A 24,143-nucleotide genomic window follows, 5' to 3' on the forward strand; every position below is an offset into this window, starting at 1 on the left:
GCAAGGGAGCGATACATCGCTCCCCCTTTCCTTCGTACTGATTATGCCGGCGCGTTCAAACGCGCGCGCAACCAACTATACCCCACCACTGCGGAGAGCAATGAACCAATCAAAATGCCCAATTTCGCCCAGTTAATCAGTTCCGGATCGACATTGCCAAATGCCAGGCTGGCGATAAAGATGGACATCGTAAAGCCAATGCCACACAAAATGCCGACCGCCATGATTTGCTGATAAGTGGTTCCCTGCGGCAGATGCGCCAGCTTGAAACGCAGCGCCAGCCAGCAAAACAGGCTAATCCCCAGCGGCTTACCAATCAGCAGACCGGCAATAATTCCCAACGGCAGCATGGAGGTCAGACCGTCAATCGTGACGCCCTGAAGAGAAACGCCGGCATTCGCAAAAGCGAAGAGCGGCAGGATCAGGTACGCGACCCACGGGTGCAGAACATGCTCCAGACGCTTCGCCGGCGAGCGACCGTGTTTTTCTTTCAGCGGAATAAAGAAACCGACAATGACGCCTGCCAGCGTCGCGTGAACGCCGGACTTCAGTACCGCCGTCCACAGCACTGCCCCGACCAGAATATATACCCCTGTCCGCCTGACGCCGCACAGGTTCAGCAGCGCCAGCACGGCAATCGCGAACGCCGCCACGCCCAGCGAGACGATAGAAAGATCGCTGGTATAAAACAGTGCGATAATAACGATGGCGCCGAGATCATCGATGATCGCCAGCGCCATCAGGAAAATTTTCAGCGCCAGCGGAACCCGGCTGCCCAACAGCGCCAGCACGCCCAGCGCAAAGGCGATATCCGTCGCGGCAGGAATAGCCCAGCCCTCGCGAGTGACCGGATCGGAGTAGTTAAAGGCCAGATAGAGCAATGCCGGTACAATCATCCCGCCGATGGCGGCAATCACCGGAAAAGCGGCCTGGCGCAGACTGGCTAACGAGCCTTGCATCAGTTCGCGCTTAACTTCCAGGCCAATCAACAGGAAAAACACGGCCATCAGCGCATCGTTGATCCACAACAGCATGTTTTTGTTGATTTCAAGCGCCCCAACCCGTAGCTGAACCGGCGTCTCCAGAAAATGATGATACCATCCACTGGTCGCGCCCATATTGGCCATCAGCATAGCCAGCGCAGCAGCGATGATGAGAATGATGCCCCCAGAGGCATCGCTGCTAAAAAATCGGTGCAGATGTTTCACTTTTTATTCTCTCAATCAGGTGAATTCTTCGAATCCACTATCTTACCTCGCCTGACTCATCGTTAAAATTAGATTATATATGATGAATAGCTCGTTTTTTACGAAATAAAGTCCGACTTACGCCGGACTTTTTTAGTGCAGTCAGTCATTGATGATAGACCGCTACGCGTACAGATCCATTTTATACACCCGGAAACTGGTAATATCGTAGCGATAGCCTTCCCCGTTCGTTTCCGCGTTTTTGTAGTAACCTGACGTCATGGTCGCTTCAAAAAGCACGGTTTTCTCCGTAGGCGCAATCTCCTGTAAAATTAGCAGCCCCATCGCCTCGCTGCCCGCCTGCGGATCGATAATATCGCTCTCGCCAGGCTGGCAAGAGATGGCGCGGCCATTTTCATCAAACGTGCAGTCGGCAAAATGCACCACAATATTGCCATTCTGCTGGATCGCTTTCGCGCTAACGCAGCTACTGTAGCCACGCGCGCCCAGCTCCTTGCCGTATTCAAATGGCCGCATAACGGTCATCTCATTCATATTCACCACGAAATGGACAATGCGGCTGTAGTTATCCGGCGATAACAGGCTTTTGCTGTCATCACGCGAACGGTAGTTACCGTTATCAAATACCATAAACTCCACTATACCCGGCGTATTATTGGCGATTTCAACGACGTTATGCTGGCCCCACGTCCAAAAGTCACGGTCGGCCGCGTCGATATCCTCCTGTTTGCTAAAGTCGTAAAGCGCCACACCGTCACTGTCGACCGGGGTTAAAAGATAAGGCTGATAAGCGTCGTCCCAGTCTTCATGCGTTGACAAAATAAAGCGTAACGCTTGCGTTTGCAGATCGACGCCAAACACCGCGCTCTGATGACGCCCGGATGCAATTAACAACTGATTCGTCTCATTCACGTAGCTCTGGTTTATGTGCAGCCAGTCTTTAACCGTCGGGTCTTCTCCCGGCGCCGTACCTGAAGGACGGGAAACCCGCGTCGTATCCAGCACCTTCGCCATATCGTAGTAAGCGGTCTCCAGCCCGGTAGTCAGATCGACAACCGATACGCCGTCTTCATTGGTTTTCAAATCGTCGGGCCGACCCGAGGTATATTCAGAGGGCGCAACAATGGTATTGCTGCCCCACGGCCAGATAGAATGGTGAAATTGATTATCGAGATTATAGAATGTGTGAAGACGCCCCATCATGTCGAACTCATACATATCCAGATAGGTATTTTTCGCTTCTGAAGTGGTGAGAAAATGGCCATTATCAATTCGAACAAAATTATAAGATGGATAATCCTGAGTGACGTACCAGCGCACCAGACCATTCTGATCTAATGCATAATTATAGCGATCGAAATGCGTAATAAAATAAAACCCTGGCGCCATCTTGTCCGCATCGGTAGCAGGTTGCGTCACGTTGATAATTGGAAAACCTAATACGACCTCCGCGGAATCTACCGGCGGTAACGGCTGTGTGGTGAGCGTATAGACGGCAATTGGCGTATCTGCCTGAGAAAAGACAATATGGTTTTCAGTCTCCGCTACCAGCCCCAGAACCGGCAACAGATTTGCGCCTGGCGTAAGGGTGTAAAGATGTTCTATCGGCATCGCCGTTTTTGCCGCATCCTGGACCGTGACCATGATCTCAGCCGGTTCCAGACTCCAGACCCCGGCATAAGCGCTTAAAGGCGCCGTGCCGTAAGGGTCTAACAACATCAGCGCATTTTCTACCGTATTCTCTTGCGTGACCTGCGCAAGGCTATTTTCATAAATAGCAGTATGGTTAAGCACCATTTCATTATTGATATCGATACCCTGATTAATTGCCGGACGCGGCGCAGGAAGGACAACAGACGTTGCAGTCAACGTATTCATGATAAATCTCCAGTGTATTAATCTCATCGCCCCTCATGGGGACCACGAAAATTAATACTCTGGATTTTTAAGCCGTCCGAATAAAATACCGCAACAACACCTCATCACACCTTTTATTTTAGCAACTCAGTTACGTGAAGCGTTATATTCAAATTTTAGGTAATCCAGTACGGCAACAACATTGCCAGGAGACATCCGGTTAAGATGCGGCAGGAAGGGATGGTTGTGAACATAGCGAATAAACGCCGTCGCGCTATTTAACGTCGCATGGCGTAACAAACTCACCTTTTTATTTCCTGTGAGATTGCATACTGCCATCGCATAATCCCGTGTGGAAAATGTACGCCAGACGTTGTTGCGAATTCCTCCGCTCAAAAACAACCGCGGAGGAAGATCGCGTTTGGGCGGCGTAACGCCTCTTTCACGCACAAACGAAATATGGCAGCGACCCTGACGAAGATAGCTAAAATTCGCCATCATACAGCCGCCCAGAATGAAGCATTCGTGATCGAGATAATGCTGGACATTCAGGGAGCGCTCATCCGTCAACGCCTGAACCAACTCAAAATGTCGATAAGCAGGTAATACGGGTTTTACTAACATCCCCGGATCGTTTTTATATAAAATAGCGGGGCCGTAATCCACATCAAATAATACATTACGGCGCATGGTCATCGCCTCTTTTCGCTGCACCAGATGCGCCAGCGTGCCGGACGGGAGTCGTTCTTCGTAATCAGAATGATATTGATAATCCGCTTCCACCGGTTGGGCGGAGTAATTCGTTGAGATCGCGACGACCTTACCGCTCTCTTCTTCCGCCGTCACCAACACGTATAAGCTGCTGTCGCCGCCGTTAAATTTCACACGAAACGCCCGCGTGCTCATAGCGATGTCAAACGCGGGAAACACAAAATCGCGTTCCGCTTGATTAGCGCGACGGGACAGTTTTTGTAATTCGCGGCTAAAACCCGTGCTGTCTATCGCCAGCGCCGCGCGTATTTCAACTAGCGACGCTCCTTCGCCAATCAACGTGGCAAGGTTCTCTTGTCTGGCGTCGCTTCTGATAGCGGTATAGGAGATGAACGTTTTATTACACTGGCGGCAATACATACGCCGTTCACCTTTAGTGGAAAAACCATATTTTTTCAGCGACGTCCCGCCACAATGCGGACAGGACTTCACCAGACCTTTCCAGGGTTGATTCGCCGCCTGGCGAAAAAGATTAAGCGATCTGGCTGAGATAATGGGGAACAAAAAACCGCACGCTCGACAGAGAACATTTTTCCCTTGCGGTAGATAGTCTGGACTCCCCAGAATCCCCAGATTTTTGCAGCCTGGCGTTTTGCAAGCATCGACATTAATGTGAGAAAACATATTCACTCCCTGCGAATACTACCTTCAAACAAATATTGACTTTATTTCTGCAGGTGAGATGCCTTTTTCATACAGGGTTCGCATGGCACTCATCGCCGTCGCGGTATGCGAGAAAAAAGCCTGATAACCTGCACACAGATAGTTATGATTGGTTGCGCCTGACGCAGAGGGTAAAAAACGATGTTTCGGACAGCCGCCATAGCAGGCGAACTTCCATTGACAGCGATGGCACTCCTGCGCCATTGAACGCTGTTTATCGCTGCCGAACTGGCGATTTTGTTCGCCCTGATTCATTTGACGCAGCGTCTTCTGGTGGATATTCCCCAGTTTAAATTGCGGATAGACGAAGTGATCGCAGTTATAAACATCGCCGTTCATTTCCATCGCAAACGCGCTGCCGCAGGTAGGAGCAAAAACGCAAACCTGCGGCGGCAGGCCGCACCAGGCCGCCAGCGTCTGTTCAAATAGCTGGATGCCGATATCGCCGATATCCTCACGGATCCAGATATCAAATACCGCATTCAGAAACTGACCAAATTGCAGGCTATCGACCGACCACGGCGTCATCGCGATATGTTTATCCTGCGGCTGCGCCAGTCCATTTTCCCCGCAGCGTTCAACTAAAGGGATAAATTGCATATAGCGACTACCAATGCTTTTCAGGTAGCGATAGACCTGAACAGGATGATGCATATTGGTACGGTTAACTACCGTGAGGGTATTAAATTCTACGTCGTGTTGCGCCAGACAACGCACCGCATTTTCTACTTTTTCATGCGTCGGCTTTCCGGAGCGCGTCACTCGCCATTCATCGTGTAACGCGGCATCGCCATCAATAGAGACGCCAACCAGAAAATCATGCTCCCGGAAGAAGGTCGCCCAGTCGTCGTTGATCAGGATGCCGTTGGTCTGGAAGGTATTGACGATGGTTTTGCCGCCACAATAGCGCTGCTGAAATTCAACGGCTTTACGATAAAACGGGATGCCCATTAATGTGGGTTCCCCGCCCTGCCACGCAAAAATGACCTCATCAATATCCTGTGCGGCAATCTGCTGCCTGATGAAGAGTTCGAGGGTCTCTTCCGACATTTTGTAATGGTTTTTTCGATCCGGATAGAGCTTTTCTTTCTCCAGATAAAAACAGTACTTACAGTCAAGGTTACACACCGATCCGGTTGGTTTAACCATGACCTGACAACTTTTCCCAAACATCATTACCTTCCCTGAAATAAAAGAACCTGATCCGGCACAGAGTGACCGGATCAGGTGGGCATCGCCCTAAGTGGCATACTTAATTTTTTATAATTATTCCATTAGCCCCAGGTGACAGGCGTCGGCTTATCGCCACGGGCTTTCATCAGCGAATCGTTATCAATATCCTTTTTATACTTCAGGAACTTACCGTAAAGCTGTTTCTCAATCTGCGGCTGTTTACCAATTTGATTGAGCGTCTCGAAACGATCGGTTTTCAGGTTATAGAGATATTTGGGTTTATTCTGGCGATCGATGATCATCTTCCAGTCGCCGTCGCGGATCGCCCACTCATCCGTCGGATCATCCTGGAACGGCATATCGATACCGAAGATCAGCGGTTTCTGGCGTTTTAAAGTCTTGTCCTTCAGGAGCGGAACTAAAGACTGACCGTCGTAGGTACGATCGGTCGGAAGTTTAAAGTCCATCATGTTGGCCAGCGTCGGCAACCAGTCAAGACCATATACCGGCGTGTCCGTTACCATCCCCTGTGGAATGTGCTTGCCGTATTTGATGATTGCCGGTACGCGAATGCCGCCTTCCCACAGGTTGTCTTTACGCCCGCGCAGACCGTCGGTTTCCCCGGCCAGGTTCAGCTCGTATACCTTACGCGCTTCACGCGTGACAGGGCCGTTGTCGCTGGTAAAGATGACGATGGTGTTATCTTCCTCGCCCATCGCCTTAATTTTATCCAGCACTTTACCGACCTGCTCATCCATGTAGCTGATATTGGCGTAATATTCGCCAGTGCCGCGCCACGGTTTGTCTGCCCAGTCGCCGTAGAACAGATCCGGATGCTGCTTCTGGTAGTCGGTCATGTACTGCGAATACATATCAAGGTATTTTTTCGGCGACGCCAGCGGGCTATGGACTTCGGTAAAGGCGACATATAAGAAGAACGGATTATCGTCTTTTTTATTATCCAGCCAGTTCACCACTTCAGAGCTCACAAACTCGCCGCTCATCTTATCTGCGCGGCCAATATGTTGGCCATTACGAATCCACCCCGTAGGATGCACCACGCCATAGCGCGGGCGCTCCTTGGCGTTGTCCAGCGTAGCATCGGTGACAAATCCCGCCGGATTAACCAACGTATAGTCAAAGCCCATGTCTTTCGCCTGCGGCTGATCGGTGCGATCGCCGCCCGCATTCAGGTGTAATTTCCCCATCATCGCCGTATCGTAGCCCTGCTGTTTTAGCAGATTGGCGATAGTCAGTTCATTACGCCCCAGCGCAACATCTTTGCCTTCCGGTATCCAGGAACGGATTCCGGTACGGAACGGCATACGACCGGTTAACAGGCCCGCGCGGGAAGGAGAACACAGAGGCGCTGGCGCATAATAGTCGGTAAATTTCACCCCCTCCTGCGCCAGTTTGTCTATGTTAGGTGTTTTAACGATGCGGTGCCCGTAGGTGGCGAGATCGCCATACCCTAAATCATCCGCCAGAATAATGACTAAGTTAGGGCGCTTTGCGCTTGCCGCTTGTGCGGTTGATAATACGCTTCCAGCGCATAGCGCCAACCCTATCATACTGGCAACGACTGTTCTTTTCATTTCAACTCCTTTGAGTTATCGCACGGTCTGATTACGATATATTTGCCGATAGACCCGGCTGTGGAATACAGCCTAAATTAATTGCACTATATATATTCGATTTATCTTATATTTCTTCCATCAACATCGTTTTATCGCAGATAATTATTCACATGTATTATAATATTAATACCATAAATATATTTCGTGCTAAAGAAAACACGCCTGAAGCAGTCTATAAAAAAAGGAATCACGAACGAGTGACGCAGATCTCAAATATGGTCCATGTGTCAGAACCGCTATTATGATGTCAATATATGTTGCTGCTTCAACGGTAACACCCTCATTTACTGGCAGTAAGTTGTCTTTGTGAGAAATTATCCCCATTCGAAGTTTCATTAATTTCATGCTATCCGGTGTGACTTTTACAACAGAGACATAAACTATAAATCAAATAGTTATCACACAACAAACAACATTATCTGACACGAATATTTGACGATTATATATCGCTGATATTTTTGAGACATCTATCACCTACGTATAAAAAGACACTCCTTAGAATTCGCTTCTTTACACAACATTTCACTGTGTTTTTACCTCATGGAGTTGAGCATGAAAAATAAGAAATATATTAATAGTCTACTCGCCGCATGTGTTCTTTTCTCTTGCTTTAATGGCCAGGCAGCGGAGTTGAAACGCGTATACGGTAAACTTAGCTTCGGATATGGCGACTGGAATAAAGGCTTTGTCAATGTCGATCGCGGCGAAGTGTGGAAAGCGGTAGCCGATTTCGGCGCCGTGTTTGACAGGGGCGAATTTGCATCATTTTATGAAATGAACGTGCTCAACCATCCTGTAGAAGGCCGTAACCATGTTACCCAATTTCTGGGACATTATAGGGTGGTAGAAGGCTCTAACTTTACCGCAATGATGAAACTCTATATGTCGATGGAGAATAAATTCGGTGATGAATTAAACATGATGTACGGGGTAGGTTATCTGGGTTTAACCAGCCCATCAGGCTTTATTAAGCCCTATTTCGCTGTTCATAACTTATCGAACGATTATACCTCTAAAAAGTATGGACAGGCGACAGGCTTTAACGGTTATGTTCTCGGTTGGGTCGCGGCTTATAACTTCGATATGTTTAATGAAAAGTTCGTCATTTCAAACTGGAACGAAGTTGAAATGGATCGTAATGATGCCTACGCCGAACAACAGGGTGGGACGACCGGCCTGAACGGCGCGGTAACGTTTACATGGAAATTTATGCCGCGATGGACCGCCTCCGTCTCTTACCGTTACTTCAATAATAAATTGGGGTATGACGGCTACGGCGACCGTATGAATTACCTGATCGGCTTCGAGTTTTAATAATTAATAAACTTGATGAATATTACTTAATTTCCCCGGTTTGTAGTTGTGAATGACACGACTACAGACATCGTTTTTCTTTAATGTAGCGTAAATGGATGGTTTATATGAACAAAAAGTTTTCGATATCCCTATTGTCGCTGTGCATTGGTTTGACTTCAGCCATTTCCTTTTCAGCCGATGCGCGTGATATCACAATTTATTATACAAACGATTTACATGCCCATGTAACCCCAGAAATTATCCCCTATGTATCCAAGACACGTCCGGTAGGGGGCTTTGCACCCATCTCGAAAATTGTCAAAGATGCAAAAGCGAAAGAGAAGGATGTCTTTTTCTTTGATGCTGGCGACTATTTCACCGGACCTTTTATTAGTACGCTGACCAAAGGCGAGGCTATTATTGATATTTTAAATACCATGCCTTACGACGCCGTCTCTGTCGGTAACCATGAATTTGACCATGGCCATGAGAATCTGGTTAAACAACTCAGCAAATTGCAATTCCCGGTATTGTTGGATAATGTTTTTTACAGCGGCACAGATACGCCATTAATTAAAGAACCGTATACTATCGTGGAAAAAGATGGATTCAAGATCGGCGTCATCGGTATGCACGGCGTTTCCGCATTCTATGAAGCGATTGCCGCAGGCGTGCGTGAAGGCGTTGACTGCCGCGATCCGATTCCTTATGTGAAAAAACAGCTGGAAGAGTTAAAAGGGAAAGTTGACCTGACCGTGCTGCTCGCCCACGAAGGCGTGCCGGGTATGCAATCCAGCGCGGGCGAGGCTGATGTCGCACGCGCGCTGAAAACCGACGTTGATATGGCGAAATCGCTGGAAGGCTATGGACTTAACGTCCTGATTACCGGCCATGCGCATAAAGGTACGCCAGAACCGATTAAAGTGGGCGATACCCTTGTCGTTTCCACGGATGCGTACACCATCGAATTAGGTAAACTGGTGCTTGACTGGAACCCGGAAACCAAAAAAGTGGACAGCTACAATGGTAAGTTGATCACCATGTATGCGGATACTTATAAGCCAGATCCGGTCACGCAGGCCAAAATTGATGAATGGGATAATAAGGTTAAGAAAATTACCGATGAGGTGGTCGCGCACTCTCCGGAAGTGCTGACCCGTTCTTACGGTGAATCCGCGCCAACCGGCAACTTAATCACCGATGCCCTGATGGCTACCGTTCCTGGCGCCGACGCATCCTTCTATAATGCTGGCGGCATCCGTACCGAATTGCCTAAAGGTAATATCACCTATGGTGATGTGCTGAGTATGTATCCGTTCACCAACGATGTCATGAGCATGGAAATCAGCGGTAAGGACCTGAAATCCATCATGTCACACGCTGCCGATCTGAAAAACGGTATGCTGCACGTATCGAAAACCGTCCAGTTTAAATATGACAGCACCAAACCGCTGGGCCAGCGTATTGTTGAATTTGATATCAAAGGCAAACCGGTAGAAGACAATAAACTCTATACCGTCGCGCTGGATTCCTTTATCGGTAAAGGTGGTGGCGGATTTACCTTCACTAAAGGTAAAAATATCAAATATATAGGGATACAAACCGCACCGGCGTTGGTTAACTATATGAAGCAGGTTAACAATATTCAACCTGACCACACCATGCGCGTGGATGATATTAGCAAATAAGCCATAATGTTATGCGGTCGATAACCGGCCGCATAACATACTTAGTTATGCAAACAGCGGCATTTTGTATACCCGAAATGCAGAAATATCATAACGATAATTCGTGCCATTCGTCTCTTCGTTCTTGAAATAGCCCGACGTCACCATCGCTTCGAATAAGACCTCTTTCGTCTCTTTATTGATTTCTTGTAATACCAGTCGGCCTAACGCCTGTTGCCCTTCATCCGGATCGACAAGATCGCTGGAGCCTGGTTGCGCGGTAATGGTATGTTCAAACTCATCAACCGTCGTCGCGCCGAAGTGAATAACCAGGTGACCATTAGTCAATAAATGCTTAGCGCTCACAAAACTGCTATAGCCCCGGTTCCCGACTTCCGTTTTTCCATACTCATACGGACGCGTTACGGTCATCGTGTTTAGGTTTATTTTAAACTGAACCACCCGGCTGAAGTTATCGAGCGGTAACAGGCTGTTCGCATCTTCGCGTGAACGATAGTTACCATTATCAAAGACCATAAACTCCAGAATACCTGGCTCATCATTTGGAATTTCAACAATGTTATGCTGCCCCCAGGTCCAGAAATTCTTATCTGCCGCATCAATCCCTCCCGGCGAGGTAAGATCATACAGCGGGATACCATCATCATCGACAGGGGTTAATAAGTATTGCCTGAATTCGTCAGACCAATTCTCATGGTTCGCCATAATAAAGCGCAGTTCGCCGGAATCCACATTTACGCCAAAAATCGCGCTCTGATGTCGACCGGAACAGATCAGCAAATTGTTGGGTTCATTAATATAACTTTGGTTGATGTGCAGCCAGTCATCCATTGATACGTCCTGACCTGGCGCGCTTCCGGAAGGACGCGGCGATCTGGAATAATCCATCACATACAGCATATCGTAATAGGCGACTTCAAGCCCGGTAGATAAGTTAATAATAGAAACGCCATCTTTCCCGGTTGAGTAACCATCTGGCCGTCCATTGCTATATTCTGAAGGCGCAATCACCAGATTATTCTCAATGGGAAGAATGGAGTGATGGAACTCATTGTCGAGGAGATAAACCGTATAAACCCGTCCCATAATGTCAAATTCATACATATTCAGACAATGGTTTATTCCCTGTGACGTCGCCAGGAAATGGCCATTATCCATTCTGACAAAATTATAAGAAGGGATTTCCTGACTTACATACCACCGGACAATCCCGTTATGATCAAAAGCCAGATTATACCGATCAAAATAGGTGGAGAAATAAAGCCCTTCCTCCATCAGCGAGGCCTGCTGCGCAGGACAGGAGACGCTAATAATGGGGAAACCGAGGCTCACGTTAGCCGAATCCGTGGGCGGTAATGCGTCTGTCATGACTGTATATTGCCCGACAATTTGCGAGGCAAGGCGCAGGGTAATCTGATTATTCACCGCGGATACCATCCCACACACAGGAATAAGGTTAGCGCCCGGATGTACATCATATTGATAACGCACTGCCTCTGTCGTCGCTTCGCTGTCAACAACATTGATCTCAAGCGCGGCAGCTTCATCAATCCAAACCCCCAGGTAGAGACTCAACGGGGCGGTCCCATAGGGATTTGCGGTTACAATGGCCTTGTCACAGGTATTAGATTGTGTGATCTCCGCTAATCGTTGTTCATGTATAGCGTTATGGTTTAACACCAATGCGTTATTGGTGTCGATTTTCTGGTTAATCGGCTCACGCGGTGCAGGCAAGTTAACCATTGACGGATTTTTCTTATTCATACGTTTCTCCTGATTAATTCAGATACAGACAACGAACGGCCACAACATGCCAGCCAGTTGCGTAGCAAATAACCCTACTTAAACAAGAGAAATCGGTTTAGTAATTTAAAATAAAACATCCATAAAATAAAACCCAGACTAAAATTATTCTTTATCATCCGGTATTTTTATTTCCCCCGGCACTACTATAAAAGCATAACAATTATGTAGCATTAATGCATTGTGACCAATAGCCTATACCTTTTTAATGGTTGACATAGGCCTTGCGTCATAATTCAAATTATTTAACACCAACAATAAATCAATCAAAATACATCAATCTACTGATAAAAATTAACACTACTATCATTTTATTTTTAGAGTGACTAAAAATAAAATTTTAGCTTTTCTAAAAAACCATCATTTTTGTGACGCGATACGATTTTCTCTGGAAAAAAGACGCTATTACAGTCACGCCAGTTGATCCCTAAATTTAATATGCATATTATTATCGCCACCCCAATTAAACCCATAAAATAACATCATGACTATTTATTTAATTAACAGCACACACACTTACAATGATAAGACCAATGAGCTAAAAAACATAAAAACGGGAAAAATGATAAAAATTGCCGCAATGCGTATAAAGTGCCTGGAATATATGCTGAATCACGCGCAACAAGAGATTATTTATAAAAAACAACTCACTGATGAACTTTGGGGGGAAAGAAGTCAATTTATCAGCGACGCCAACCTGACCCAAGTATTATATCTACTACGGCGCGACCTTAAAGGCTTTGGCCTGAGCCAGTTTTTTTCCACGGTGCCCCGAACTGGTATTAAAGTTGATGCTAACATTATTATCAGCAATGAAAACAAAAACCTCCCATTTTCTTTAAAAAAAGAAGGAGATAAATATATGACATTATTTTTCGCTTTACTGACCATGGTCACAATGGTTATTTATTTAATACGATAATTTGTTACTAAACCGACAGACCGCATAAGGACGTGCTCCCTTCAACCAAAGCATCAGGCTGCTTTTCCTGGCTAAAAAGAAAGGTCGACTGAAATGTTGATATCAGTTTTTTGGCATTTTTATAATGGGTGTTGTTTGTAGCCAGATAAGCATAAACGGGTAATGTACGAAAAATTATTTCATCCGGCATACGTAGTATTTTTATATTATAACGTCGCACATCTTTAAAATAAGTAGCAATCTTCCCTGGCAAAATCGCAACCATATCGCTTTTTTCAACAACACCTATCACTCCAAATAGTGAATCACTATAATAACATATTTCCCTGCGCCCCGCATAAGGCGTACTGTTCTTGAATAAATCAATGCTATCAGCGGTGAAAGAAGAGAGCATATCTGAATGATAGACAGCATGTCTGGCAGCATAAAAATTATATAAAGAAATTTTTTCAAGCCCAACCAATGGACTTTTTTCACCACAAACACAAACAAAATCAGATAAATTATCAATAAGATAACTTTCGATCATCTCATTCTTAATTTCCAGAGTTCCCATGATGACATCCGCATAGCCATGCGTCAGCATGGAGGCTGGTGAGTATTCCCCTGTTTTTTTAATCGCATAGTGTTTAATAACATATCGGTTCACCAACATAATATCCAGCAATGCCGGAAAATAATAATTTTCAGTTATATCACTCCCCAGAACAATGAGTTCATTACTCTCCTGAGCATATGTGTTATCGCAAAGTGTGCTTTCTATAGATTCAATTGCCTGGCGAAATACCTTGTGGAGCGATTTACCTTTGCTGGACGGGACTAATCCTTTGCGGGTTCTGATAAATAACTCTTCACCATAAAGATTTTGTAAGCGAAGAAGAGCCTGAGAGATCGCCGCAGGCGTGACATCCAGCTTCCTGGCCGCCCTGGTTGCATTTCCTTCAGTAATAACCATATCGAATACTTTGATCAGATTGTAGTCAATTTTTTTAGCATTTTTTATTGGCCGCATATAGGTTATCCTGGCTGGTATAATCTGGCACCATCATTTAAGGCGCAGATTAACCTTACACCACATTTATTTCAATAAGTAAATCATTTCTTCTACCTGTTTGTTATTAAATTATAATTTTATTGGCATCATTTCAGTCTGTGTGAAATAAAAACATATAATACTATTTTATAAAAAAACATCAAAAACATCTGGCATACTTTATAAAAAAGTAAAAAAATATAATGTTATCCTATTTAATCACAAATGATTCTCTTATTTCTTTGAGGTTCTCTACGCTTATCCGTGCTGATGTAAGGAGTACTTTACCGCCAGTGAACACACTGACAGTGTCAAACTTACCTTATGAATATCAAAATGGAGTGAATTCATGAGACAATACACTATTAATAACGAATTTATTTATAATGAGTCGTTAAGAGAAATAATATCATTACATGATAAAAAAGTGCTAAAGATGACGCTAATGCGTGCGCGCTGTTTAAGCTACCTTATTGAAAATGCGTACAGAAAGTTGATTACGCGAGAAATGATTTCACACGCAGTTTGGGGAGAGCGAAGCCAATTTGTTAGCGATGCTAATCTGACGCAACTGCTTTATCTGCTGCGACGAGATTTACAACAAATCGGGCTTTTCGAACTGTTCGTCACGCTCCCCAGGCAGGGGATAAAAATCGATGAAAGATTTATCATAGACTCTGCTGACATGCCGCCACAAGCTATTCAACATCATACTCACCGATGTAATAAGATTATATCTATTGGTATTCCCACTCTTTTTTTATTGATCGTACTTTTCTTTTTAGCGCCGTTTATCTGAAGATAAAATCTGTAGACCGTGTCCCGGGAAGGTGAGAACATTTTTCATAATATCCTCACACGACACTGACGGGACACCATCTGCGGTCTGCTACGCGGTTCAGTCATAGACAATGCGTAGCACTGTTAATTGCTTATCTTCATCCAAATAATCGCGTTTTACCGTTGCATGAGGAGACGATATCGGCGTGATAATATTCTCGACAATAATATAACGTTCAATCCCCTCTTTATTATGGCATTGAATTTCTAAGGTTCCCACGTCATTCCAGCAGCCTGCCTCAACAACCGATCCCATAAAATGAATCTGAGCGGTCGGTTTCGCTGTCCCTTCATGAACGATAAAGGAAAGTAAAATCACCGGTATGACGCAACGCATAGACTTCATTTTACTTTCACTCCTGTGCGTTCTCCACTGAGCGAATATCACCCCTTCGCTTTCTGAATCGCCATTTGCAACATATCCTGAGTCGTGCTTCCCGGGATCACGGTCACCCGTTTTACATCACCGTTTTGCGTCTGAGGCATGACGACAAAAGCAGGCGTGCCGCTAAAGTCCATATGCTGCGCCAGTGCCTGGTTAGTGAGGAGCGCATCATGTACTGCACCGCTGCTTTGCGCTTCTTTTACGGCGGCCAACTGCGTTGGCGTTAGATAATGGTGCGCGAGCGTGTAGACATCCTGTTCGTTAAGCTGCCCTTCCACTTTGCCGGTAGCATACAGGGCATTATGCCAGTCGAGATATTTCGCCCCGCCCTGGGTGAGCCACACCTGCTCGCCGACTCTTGCCGCCAGTCCGGATACCGGCCAGCGGGAGGAAAAAATAGGAAACTCTTTGAAAATAAACCGAGTATCCGGGTTCGCCTTAATCAGGTTTTCGACCACAGGCGCCATTTTGCTACACCACGAGCACTGGTAATCAAAGAACATCACCACCGCCGCTTTTGCATCGTCGGGTCCAACGGAAGGACTGTTGCTACTGAGCAACTCAGCACGATACTGTAATGCCAGTTGAACATACGCCTGTTGTTGCGCAATCTGCTGACGCTGATGCAACGTCTCGCTGGCGGCGACCAAAAATTCAGGATGTTCGGCCAAATACGTTGCCACCACCTCTCCCACTTTATCCGGATGACTGACGATGTAGGCTTCCGCCGTCGGGCCAATTTGCGACGTCGGGACAGAATCGGCAGCGATTGCCGAGGCGGATACGGCAACGCCTGCCAACGTCAATATCGCCAGTCGGGAAAGTTTTAACGCGTGATAATACATAATAAAAGTCTCGCTCGATAAGTTCGGAAAGCCTCCCGCTATCGGGAGACGCCTGAAAAATAGGTTAATGCATACGCGTCAGATCCACGGTTTGCGCTGGCATTACCCGCCCATAGTCATTAATACTTTGCCAGCGCACAGTGCAGCGAACCGTATGCCGACACCAGTGCGTTTGGCGCGTTGCAAAGGGTGCCACGACCCCGGCGTTGTCCTGGGCGCGCTCGTTAGCGCGTAATAAAAAGAGCGTAACGTAATAGGGTGTAGGATTTCGTACCGTCGCGCCATCGGGGGTAAGCGACCAGACCAGATGCCGGTAGGCCTGCTGCGGATCGCCGGCGAGTCCCTCCGGGCGATAAATCAGCTTTAATGCAGAGCGGAACGCCATTTGTACACGGTTCACTTCCGGTTTACCGGAGGGAATAGCGGCGATACTCAAGGTAAACAGACTTTCCCTGTCCGCAGGTAGCGGTTCACCGGTATAAACCACCCGCAACGTGTTTTCCTGGCGCGCTGAAAGCATAAATAATGGCGGCGTGACCACGAAGGGCGTGATATTCCCTTCGTTTTGGGTTCCTGGCCAGCGACCGCCGGATAAAATATGCGTATCAATTAACCATGACGCGTCTGAATGGTTACTTACCGGTACGCTTAATGCCGGGGCGCCCGTATGATAGATAAAGCGAGTACCGCCAATCACCACGCCAGCCTGCGCCCATGATATGGGAAGCAAGCACCAACATATCGCGCAGCGTAAAAAGAACTTATTCATAGGCAAGAATGAAGGTTGCGGAGGCATTGGCGTCCCCAGGCGTTACCGTGCCGCCATCGGCAAGATAACGCGCGTAAAATTGCAGATGCGCCGACGCCTGGCCCGGGCTGAGCGTGACTACATCACTCTCCTGCCCCAGTGGGATTAAGGTTTTATTTTGGTCATAAAGCGCAATCCCAATGCCTGAAGCGTCGCTTTCCCCCGCTGTAAGCGCCAGTAAATCCGTATTACGACTGTCCGCCGCACCGCTAAAACTGACCGTTACACCGCTGGCAGTGCTGCCGCAGTTCTGTAAATCGATAGCAAAAAGTTGCCAGGCGGAACCGTCGCCCGCGCGATAAAACTGCCGTTGAGAAACCGCGCCCATCGCCACGTTGATATTTTCCGAGCCTGGAGAGAGCGAACACGTATTGTCCGTGATGGTTCCGGAGACATAGACCCGGCCATCGTGTGCCTGGACGCCGAATGCCGCCAGCAGCATCCCGATGCCGTACAGGATATCGTTACGCATAATTACGATGGCTCCTCATTCATACTGCATATCGAAATACATGACCGCCGTCGCGTTCCCGGACGTGACCGTCGGCCGGGTCGATTTATAGCGAATATAAAAAGACAGCGTGTTGCGTCCGGCTTTCAACGGATAGACCACCGAGTCGGCATTATTGATACTGACGGTATCCTGATCATCATTCAGAATTTCCACCCCTACACCGCTTGCTAACATACTTCCGCTTCCCATTCCGGTATCGGTGATCGCTAATAGCGCGGGATTGTCTGGATCGGGTTCGCCGGTAAACCAGATCTTCGCCCCGGCAATTCCTCGGGAACAATTTTTGAGGTTGATATTAAAGGGCTTAAATTTTGTTGTTGTTCCCGTCGAAGGAAAATCGCCGACCGCAAACTGTCCTAAATCAATACTTTGACTGAGACTGGAAATATCTATGTCGCAGGTTTGCGCCACAATAGTGCCGGTAAATTCGAGGTTATAAGCGAGGTCGTCAGCGCTGGCATTGATTTGTGGACACAGCATCAGTCCCATGGCAAAAAGAGCGCAGTGTGATCTGTTCATTTAGTCAAAGTCCACTCGCAGGCTGGCCAGCGCGGTAAACGCCCCTTCCGCTGGCGTTTCTCCTGTTGTACTCACCGGGTAGGCTTGCAATGTGATGTTAGCGCGTCCGGCGCTATCGGTGACAAAAGGCGCGACGCTCTGCACATCATTGGGGATAAGCGCGTTTCCTTCATCGGTTTCGACCACTACACCGACATCGGCATTATCCGAAGCGATAGCCTGGGGAACGTGGCTATCCGGCGTAGCGATAAGACGCATCGTTAAATTGACCTGCGAATCCAGGCCGCTACACTTTACCGGTACGCTGAATTTTTTCGCTCGTACCCCCTCCGGCTTTTGGCCTGCGTGGCTGAAATTGCCGCTGTATAATGCGCCGAAATTCACCAGAATCGTTTGTCCGGCGTTAATTTCGCAGCTTTGCGGTACGGTCACCGTTCCACTATAAAGAATGCTGTACACGACATCTGTCAGCGGATCGCCTGCGGCGGTCATGACATAAACATTGAACATAGTCTTTGGACTAATATTCACCGTGCCGACGAACGGTTTAACAATTTTGAGCTGAAACTCCAGATTTGAGTCACGAACGTAAAACGGTTGACCCGCTTTCACATTTTCATCATATCCCATCAGGACATTGTTTATTGGCGGATAAATATCACCCACCGCAGAATCCTCAATTCGCATTCCGCCTTCAAGATAGTCCGGGTCCAGCTTTAAATATTTCCAGTTACCGCTCGTTTCTACGACCGGATATTGCGACACATAGGAGCGATAAGTCTGGCTATAGGTCGCCGCGCCGGCGGGACATACCGCCTGTACATTGACTTCCTGGCTTTTTTCCAGTTGAACCGTCGTTCCCACCTGGTTTTGTTCTGCCGTCAGAGTGGTCGTTAAATCGTAATTAATACTGGAAGGTACACCGTTAACGTTTTTACACACGTCTGCGAATGCGTACTGCGATACGACACTTCCCACCAGCAGAGCAAATAAAAGAGGTATTTTCATTTAATGACACTCCGCATGTTGTCGACTCAGAATCTGACGGGAGGAAGAGAGATGATAGGACGCGACACACTGTTGATCCGGCAGGTTCCCCCAGCGAACGTGCAGAATGCCTTGCGCTGACAACCCGGAAAGATAGACTTCCCCGGCCTCGTCAACAATCGCCTCCGCATGGCGATCATTCACCGTCACCGTTGCGCCAAAGGGTACAGGCTTACCGTTATGATTCAGCGTTACCAGGGCACGCTCGCCGACTCGCGCTTTAAAGCTGGCCAGAACCAGCGCACCTTCGGTCGGCACAACGCGAGTCACCGCGTCATCAATATCGACATCATCAGCCATGGCGTTAACGTCCAGCGCCATACGGTTTTGGCGATATGTTGTCGCATACGGCACCACCGCATAGCCACGCGCGTCCGTATGAATACCCGGCTGGTCGACAACGCCGACATTAGCTGCGCCCGGCGCGGCAATCAAAATATTGGTATTGCCCAGCGGCTGGCTTAGCGTCACTCCATGCGCGTGCGCCACCAGGCCGCCGCTCAGGCCATAATTCACCTGCCGGTAATCGCCGTTATCGCTAACGTTATAGCCAATGTTGGCATTGCCTTTCGCCCCATCGTATTCCAGGCTGGCGGTACCGCTTTCGCCAATACCGTGATTCTGATAACCTTGCTGTATGTTGTAACTAAGATTGTTTTCGTCCAGCAGTGTGCCGCTAAGGCCCGCATTCTGCGTAACGTTATGCTGTTTATCCGTACTGGTGCTAAAGGTAGCGTAAACATTGTGATGGCGCGTAACCTCATCATCGTGTTGCAACCATTGACTTAGCGGCACCGAGATATTCAGCGCGAAAATTTGATCGCGCTCCGCATCGCCTGCGGATTTGTTATTGTTATACGAAACGCTCCACGCAATACCCGCCAGCGTATCGCTGTATCCCACCTGCAACAAAGAATCCTTTTCATCAGTGTGCCAGTAACTTTGCTGACTGCCAGTAATAAAAAGCGATCCCAACCCGCCTAGCTGTTGATTGATATCGAGTTGTACTTTCCCCCTCCTGGTATAATAAAGATTGTAATAATCCGCCCATTCCGGCCTGCTTTTATCGCTGTCAGTTCGATTGTCCTCGTCATAGCCGCTCATCCGTTTCCACGCGGTATCATCCAGCGTATAAAAGCCCGAGGTTGAATAGCGATAGCCCATAAGCTGTAAATTGGTTCCTGACTGTGCAAGCGATTTGGCATACAGGAAACGCAGCGATTGCCCCTGGTAGGTGTTATTATCCGCCAGCGTACTGGCGGCCTGGGTGACATCCAGCGACACCGCGCCCCAGTCGCCCAGATTTGCGCCGCTGCCGATCGCCAGCGCGTGATAATGACTGGAAAGCTGTGTTCCGCCATACAGCGTAAAACCATGCGGTAACCCCCATATCAAGGTCGCCTGACTGAATTTCACCTTCTCTTTTTGACTACTATCGCTGCGATACTCCGCCACCGTCGCCGCATACTTCAGCCGCCCTTCTCGTTGTAGAATCGGCACGGCGGAATAGGGCACGTTGTAGCGATTAATAGAACCGTCGGACTCTTTGACTTCAACAGTCAAATCGCCGCTGGCGGCGGTGGGATAGAGATCATTAATGGTAAATGCCCCAGGCGGCACATAGCGCTGATTGATGATGTAGCCGTTTTGCCGAATGGTCACTTGCGCGTTGCTTCTGGCAATGCCGTGAATGGTCGGCGCGAAGCCCTTCATGCTGTCTGGCAACATATTGTCGTCAGACGCCAGTTGTAGCCCGCGAAAAGGAAGGCTGTCGAATAATGCGGAGGGGGTATAACTATCGCCTGCCGTCAGTTCTCCCTGCAAAAAGTCCACATCACGTTCCAGATAAGTACTGATGTGCTGCCAGTCGCTGTCGCTATTCTGATCGCCGCTATTCGCGTTCCATGTGGAATAGTCGCGTAACCGCCAGGCCCCCAGATTAAGGCCGCTATTCAACCCAAGAAAATAGCTGTTCTCCGCACTGCCGCCTGCGCTCCGATCCTGACTATTCGCGCCGGTAAAGGTGTAATTCAATAGCAACGCGTTAATTCCTTCATCCCAGTATTGTGGCGGGATATAGCCTCTGGCGCTGGCAACCATCGCCGCCTGCGGGATGCTAATGTCGAGACGTTGCTGCGCAAAATCAAAGCGGGTCCGGGCGGCCGGTATCGCACTGGCAAGATCCGGGCAACTTCCCGCCGCCGCCTTCGCCAACAGTGGAAACGCCCCGGTGTTTACCCCCATATTTTTAAGCATTTCAGGCGTCAGGCAGGCGCGTAATCCGCTGTCATCGGTGGGCGCGCTTTTTCCCGTCGTTTTCACCGCCTGGAAGGTAATGTCTCTGGTCGTGAGAAACGTATTGTTCAGGTAAACGTCAACGCGATACATTCCCGCCGCCTGGGCATTACGGGAAAAGGTCGATAAGTCGGCCACCGCAGACGGGTCGTCAGACAGAAATGCCGGGTTGAAATAGTTTTCCGCCCACCCCGGCACAGGCGTCAATGCGATAGCCAACGCCAGCGGGGTTAATACAGGTTTAGCTACGCTGGAGTAATATCGCGTCATGAAAAGCTGATTACGCATAACATCATGAAGCTGAACAAACGCGTGCTGGCGTCGTTGCGCCAAAATCATTTACCGTGCGCAAAGATACCTGGCCGGGCGTCGCCGGGAGAGTGATCGCGCCTTTCGGCGGTACCATAGTATTCGGCAGTTTTTTCCCCGCGCTGTACAGTTCAACCATCGAAACGTAGTACGGCGAAGGGTTAGTAATCGTTAGCTGGCCGCGCTCGTTACGGCAGCGAAGCGTCGACGGGGCATGGGTTGGCGCCTCCGCCAGATTTTTCGGGCGGATAAATAGCTTAATCACACTTTGCGTCGCAATTTGCAGGGAGTTGCCGGTCAGTTTATTTTTATCGACAGAGGGTATCGCTTTACTGTTTAAATAAAATACGCTTTCGCGATCGGTCGGTAATGACGGCCCGACATACATAATGCGTAATATATTTTCTTTTTTAGGCTGGATCACAAAGAGAGGCGGCGTAATGATAAAATCCGTCGAGCGTGAACCATCGGCATTGGCGACCCATGACTGAATTAAAAAAACATTGCTGGCAGAAGAATTAATAATCGGCAAGGAGGTTTGCTTACTTCCCTGCGGATAAATCACCCTGGTCGCGCCCAGCGCAATGCCTCCCGCCTGCGCGGCAAACGACAGGCCGGCCGCCGACAGAAGTAGCAATAATCGAAGAAAAATCGGTACGTTTTTTTTCATCTGCGTAATATCCTGATGCCGTCGGTTTGTTACGCGCCGTGACGCGCGTAACGCCCCTTTCTCGCCTCCCAACAGGCGAGAAAAAAATCCCGATAAGGAATCAGGAATAAACCATGCTAAATGTCGCCGTCGCGGTAACATTACCGGCACTCGCCGTACCGGTAGCGATATAATCCACGCTAAGCGGAATAACGTTTTCGCCATCGTTCAACGTAACAGTACTGGACGATTCACCGATATTCAGCGCCTGGCCATCTGGTCCATAAAGTTGTAATGCCACATTCGTCGCCGAACCTGCCCCAGCGGTATTCGCCAGCGAACCCGGCTGGTTTGCGTCCTGCTGGCCATTAAAAATCACCGCCGCATTCTGGCTGGTCTGAGTATCGCAGTCTTCCAGTTTAATGGTGAAATCTTCTTTTTGATTCGCCACCATACCGGCCTCGGTTAATTTACTGGCGCGAACCTGGCCTAATGTCACGGTCTGATCGACAGAGTCAGCGGAAACAGAACAGGCGGCGTCAACGACCTGTCCGACAAAATTTACCGTACCGCCAGTGACGGTTGTAGTATCCGCTTGCGCAGTGGACAACATTCCGCCAAAGGCAATCGCAGAGACCATTAATGCTAGTACAGGCTTTTTCATTCAAGCTCCTTTTAAATATAAAAATGAGGGTAATCAGATTTTTTAACGAAACGGCTGCTGATATTTCTTCACAGCAATATCACGACTTTTTCTTATGCGAAAAAAAGCGTCTTCTTGTTCTGACATAAATGTCAGAAGCAATAAAACAGCCACTCAACGTCGTGAGTTAATCTTTACGTTATAATGAGATAACGATGTTATTAATTATTAGCAAGCCAACGGCAAGTTGCAATCATCGACATTTGGTTTTATAGGACCAGATATAACCTGTTGTTTTATATTAACTTTACACCAGTCGTTCGGCTTATACCCTTTAGCCATGTTGACTTTTTAAAAACAGCCTTTACAACAACTTTCAATATAACATTTTATTAACAATAATAGATAAATTCAATCGAGATATGTAAATATATCGTTTCATATAGTGCATTAATACGCCACTGGCAGTTTTCCGAGCGCCGTCAGCCGCCCATTATCAATATGGATATACCCGCCTTTTTTTAGTTCAGACAGAATCTTCATGGTCCGACTGCGCGATATCCCGGTACGTCGTTGAATAAAATTCAACACGATAATGTTTTCCCGGTAGTCCTGTGGATAAGCCCAGACTTCAGTCAGCAGCGCCCGAACTTTCAGGTAAGAATCGACGCCGACTAATTCACGATCGCGCGCGCTCATCACCATCAGACGGTAAGCCAGACAACGGGCCACGTCGTGCCACAAATCGCATTCATTGGCGATTTTTATAAAATCCGGCAGGCGAACAAATCTACCGGTACAAACCGTTTCTGCGAGCAAAAAATGTTCCGGTCGCGCGGGGGCGTTATAGGTAGCGCCATAGCTGTCAACCATACCCACGACCGATGGCGCAAACGATGAAGATATATGGAGTCGGTTGTCATCACGACAGAAAGAAACAACGCCTGATTCCAGTAATACAATGTAGTTTTCATCATTTGCCTGTAAATAAAACTCATCGCCGATACCCAGCGTAAACGGTTGACCAAATGGCAACAACGCCGAAAATAAGGCATCAATCGCCGCGTGAGGTTTAGCCTGCTGAGAAAAAAGAAAAGAGTGTAATAAATTCTCATTATTATCTTTAGCAAAAGCGTCGTTCATCATTTTTTTCATTAACGATTGTCTACTCAATGTAGCGCCACAGTATAACCTCTAAAAAAGCGCTTAAATTAATAATAAATAACATCGCTATACAG

Annotated in this window: 21 protein-coding genes; 4 read left to right on the forward strand and 17 right to left on the reverse strand. The window is 47.8% G+C overall.

The window, feature by feature from the left end:
* Window positions 1–41 precede the first annotated feature (41 nt).
* The 5 genes from nhaA to ACLD4K_RS07140 form a co-directional block, all read right to left on the reverse strand.
* Window positions 42–1,208: a Na+/H+ antiporter NhaA gene (gene nhaA / locus ACLD4K_RS07120; protein WP_411011603.1), complete on the reverse strand. Its 1,167-nt coding sequence runs from the start codon at window positions 1,206–1,208 to the stop codon at window positions 42–44.
* Window positions 1,209–1,370: 162 nt separating this feature from the next.
* Window positions 1,371–3,086: an aryl-sulfate sulfotransferase gene (locus tag ACLD4K_RS07125; RefSeq protein ID WP_411011604.1), complete on the reverse strand. Its 1,716-nt coding sequence runs from the start codon at window positions 3,084–3,086 to the stop codon at window positions 1,371–1,373.
* A gap of 126 nt (window positions 3,087–3,212) precedes the next feature.
* Window positions 3,213–4,466 (reverse strand): hypothetical protein, encoded by a 1,254-nt coding sequence (locus ACLD4K_RS07130; RefSeq protein WP_001055834.1) that lies wholly within the window; start codon window positions 4,464–4,466, stop codon window positions 3,213–3,215.
* 18 nt (window positions 4,467–4,484) lie between these two features.
* Window positions 4,485–5,675 carry an anaerobic sulfatase maturase gene (locus ACLD4K_RS07135; protein WP_000971148.1) on the reverse strand — a complete coding sequence of 397 codons (1,191 nt, stop codon included), beginning with the start codon at window positions 5,673–5,675 and terminating at the stop codon, window positions 4,485–4,487.
* Window positions 5,676–5,773: 98 nt separating this feature from the next.
* A complete protein-coding gene (locus ACLD4K_RS07140) occupies window positions 5,774–7,267 on the reverse strand; it encodes a sulfatase (protein ID WP_411011605.1) in 1,494 nt (497 codons plus the stop codon).
* Between the two features lie 594 nt (window positions 7,268–7,861).
* Here ACLD4K_RS07140 and ACLD4K_RS07145 point away from each other — a divergent pair.
* Complete coding sequence (locus ACLD4K_RS07145) at window positions 7,862–8,623, forward strand: outer membrane protein OmpK (RefSeq protein ID WP_000791534.1); 762 nt, start codon at window positions 7,862–7,864, stop codon at window positions 8,621–8,623.
* A gap of 98 nt (window positions 8,624–8,721) precedes the next feature.
* A complete protein-coding gene (locus ACLD4K_RS07150; protein WP_411011606.1) occupies window positions 8,722–10,293 on the forward strand; it encodes a bifunctional metallophosphatase/5'-nucleotidase in 1,572 nt (523 codons plus the stop codon).
* Window positions 10,294–10,338: 45 nt separating this feature from the next.
* Here the strand turns inward: ACLD4K_RS07150 and ACLD4K_RS07155 are convergent, their stop codons facing one another.
* Entirely contained in the window at window positions 10,339–12,057 is a 1,719-nt protein-coding gene (locus tag ACLD4K_RS07155; RefSeq protein WP_411011607.1) for an aryl-sulfate sulfotransferase, read from the reverse strand.
* A gap of 523 nt (window positions 12,058–12,580) precedes the next feature.
* Here ACLD4K_RS07155 and ACLD4K_RS07160 point away from each other — a divergent pair.
* The gene (locus ACLD4K_RS07160) at window positions 12,581–13,018 is read left to right on the forward strand and encodes a transcriptional regulator (protein WP_183059800.1); all 438 of its coding nucleotides are present in this window, start codon (window positions 12,581–12,583) and stop codon (window positions 13,016–13,018) included.
* A gap of 7 nt (window positions 13,019–13,025) precedes the next feature.
* On the opposite strand, the gene ACLD4K_RS07165 is transcribed toward ACLD4K_RS07160, so the two are convergent.
* Window positions 13,026–14,030: a LysR family transcriptional regulator gene (locus ACLD4K_RS07165; RefSeq protein ID WP_183059801.1), complete on the reverse strand. Its 1,005-nt coding sequence runs from the start codon at window positions 14,028–14,030 to the stop codon at window positions 13,026–13,028.
* 370 nt (window positions 14,031–14,400) lie between these two features.
* On the opposite strand from ACLD4K_RS07165, the gene ACLD4K_RS07170 reads away from it, so the two are divergent.
* On the forward strand, window positions 14,401–14,850 hold the full coding sequence (locus ACLD4K_RS07170) for a transcriptional regulator (RefSeq protein ID WP_183059802.1): 450 nt from the start codon (window positions 14,401–14,403) through the stop codon (window positions 14,848–14,850).
* A 99-nt stretch (window positions 14,851–14,949) separates the two neighbouring features.
* On the opposite strand, the gene ACLD4K_RS07175 is transcribed toward ACLD4K_RS07170, so the two are convergent.
* From ACLD4K_RS07175 to ACLD4K_RS07220, 10 genes are all read right to left on the reverse strand, one after another.
* Complete coding sequence (locus ACLD4K_RS07175; protein WP_000839831.1) at window positions 14,950–15,237, reverse strand: hypothetical protein; 288 nt, start codon at window positions 15,235–15,237, stop codon at window positions 14,950–14,952.
* Between the two features lie 38 nt (window positions 15,238–15,275).
* The gene (locus tag ACLD4K_RS07180; RefSeq protein ID WP_183059803.1) at window positions 15,276–16,121 is read right to left on the reverse strand and encodes a DsbA family protein; all 846 of its coding nucleotides are present in this window, start codon (window positions 16,119–16,121) and stop codon (window positions 15,276–15,278) included.
* A 64-nt stretch (window positions 16,122–16,185) separates the two neighbouring features.
* Window positions 16,186–16,917 carry a pili/flagellar-assembly chaperone gene (locus ACLD4K_RS07185; RefSeq protein WP_183059804.1) on the reverse strand — a complete coding sequence of 244 codons (732 nt, stop codon included), beginning with the start codon at window positions 16,915–16,917 and terminating at the stop codon, window positions 16,186–16,188.
* Window positions 16,883–17,401: a fimbrial protein BcfF gene (locus ACLD4K_RS07190; protein WP_411011608.1), complete on the reverse strand. Its 519-nt coding sequence runs from the start codon at window positions 17,399–17,401 to the stop codon at window positions 16,883–16,885. The genes ACLD4K_RS07185 and ACLD4K_RS07190 overlap by 35 nt, the downstream gene beginning before the upstream one ends.
* 15 nt (window positions 17,402–17,416) lie before the next feature.
* Entirely contained in the window at window positions 17,417–17,962 is a 546-nt protein-coding gene (locus tag ACLD4K_RS07195; RefSeq protein WP_023182482.1) for a fimbrial protein BcfE, read from the reverse strand.
* The gene (locus tag ACLD4K_RS07200) at window positions 17,963–18,970 is read right to left on the reverse strand and encodes a fimbrial protein BcfD (protein WP_183059806.1); all 1,008 of its coding nucleotides are present in this window, start codon (window positions 18,968–18,970) and stop codon (window positions 17,963–17,965) included. It abuts the gene before it with no gap.
* On the reverse strand, window positions 18,971–21,592 hold the full coding sequence (gene bcfC / locus ACLD4K_RS07205; RefSeq protein ID WP_411011609.1) for a fimbrial usher BcfC: 2,622 nt from the start codon (window positions 21,590–21,592) through the stop codon (window positions 18,971–18,973). It abuts the gene before it with no gap.
* A 4-nt stretch (window positions 21,593–21,596) separates the two neighbouring features.
* Window positions 21,597–22,283 (reverse strand): fimbrial biogenesis chaperone BcfB, encoded by a 687-nt coding sequence (gene bcfB, locus ACLD4K_RS07210; protein ID WP_411011610.1) that lies wholly within the window; start codon window positions 22,281–22,283, stop codon window positions 21,597–21,599.
* 100 nt (window positions 22,284–22,383) lie between these two features.
* Window positions 22,384–22,926: a fimbrial protein BcfA gene (locus tag ACLD4K_RS07215; RefSeq protein WP_411011611.1), complete on the reverse strand. Its 543-nt coding sequence runs from the start codon at window positions 22,924–22,926 to the stop codon at window positions 22,384–22,386.
* Between the two features lie 429 nt (window positions 22,927–23,355).
* Complete coding sequence (locus tag ACLD4K_RS07220; protein ID WP_411011612.1) at window positions 23,356–24,060, reverse strand: helix-turn-helix domain-containing protein; 705 nt, start codon at window positions 24,058–24,060, stop codon at window positions 23,356–23,358.
* Window positions 24,061–24,143 lie beyond the last annotated feature (83 nt).

This window comes from Salmonella sp. 741265055_HSA (assembly GCF_046569525.1).
Lineage (GTDB): Bacteria > Pseudomonadota > Gammaproteobacteria > Enterobacterales > Enterobacteriaceae > Salmonella > Salmonella enterica.